The following is a 1,065-nucleotide window of genomic DNA, read 5'->3' on the forward strand; positions in this document are numbered from 1 at the left end:
TGTTCTGACCACGGAGGTTGGTGACGGGGTTCACGGCGGTGTGATCTTGAAATGAGTGAGGGCCTTCTGGCCAGGTGTGGATTGCGACATCTGCACCGGCGACCAGAAAGGCCCTCATGCCACACCGTAACGCACCGCTGACCGAGACCGGACGCCTGCGCTTGGCCCGCTGCGTGGTGGAGGACGGCTGGCCGCTGCGGCGGGCCGCCGAACGCTTCCAGGTCTCGCCGACGACGGCCAAGCGCTGGGCCGACCGCTACCGGGTCCTCGGCGAGGCCGGCATGGCCGACCGGTCCTCGCGTCCGCACCACAGCCCGCGCCGGACCCCGACCCGCACCGAGCGGCGAATCATCAAGGTCCGCGTCCTGCGGCGTTGGGGACCGGCCCGCATCGCCTACCTGCTGAAGCTCAACCCGGCCACCGTGCACCGCGTCCTGACCCGGTACCGCCTCGCCCGCCTGACCCACCTCGACCGCGCCACCGGCCACACGATACGACGCTACGAGCGTTCCACGCCGGGTGAGTTGGTCCACGTCGACATCAAGAAGCTCGGCAACATCCCCGACGGCGGCGGCCACCAGGTCCTCGGCCGCCAGGCCGGCCGCAGAACCCGCTCCGGAGTCGGCTACAGCTACCTGCACAACGCCGTCGACGACCACTCCCGCCTGGCCTACAGCGAGATCCTGCCCGACGAGCGCAAGGAGACCGCTACCGCGTTCTGGACCCGGGCGAACGAGTTCTTCGCCCGGGCCGGGATCACCGTCCAGCGGGTCATGACCGACAACGGCGCCTGCTACCGCTCACGCGTGTGGCGCGAGACCCTGACCACCCACGGGATCGCCCACAAGCGCACCAGGCCCTATCGGCCGCAGACCAACGGCAAGGTCGAACGCTTCAACCGCACCCTGCTCGACGAGTGGGCCTACGCACGGCCCTACCGCACCGAGCAGGAACGCCGAGACGCCTACCCCGACTGGCTCCACACCTACAATCACCACCGCGGACACACCGCACTCGCAGGCAAGCCACCCGCCAGCCGCGTCCCCAACCTCACGGGTCAGAACA

Annotated in this window: 1 protein-coding gene; it reads left to right on the forward strand. The window is 69.6% G+C overall.

Annotated elements, in window-relative coordinates; genetic code table 11:
* Positions 1-116: 116 nt before the first annotated feature.
* Positions 117-1,065 (forward strand): IS481 family transposase (locus AB0O09_RS38730; protein ID WP_363550515.1); only part of this gene is annotated, 949 nt, incomplete at its 3' end.

This window comes from Kitasatospora sp. NPDC093679, assembly GCF_040683455.1.
In the GTDB taxonomy this organism is placed as follows: domain Bacteria; phylum Actinomycetota; class Actinomycetes; order Streptomycetales; family Streptomycetaceae; genus Kitasatospora; species Kitasatospora arboriphila.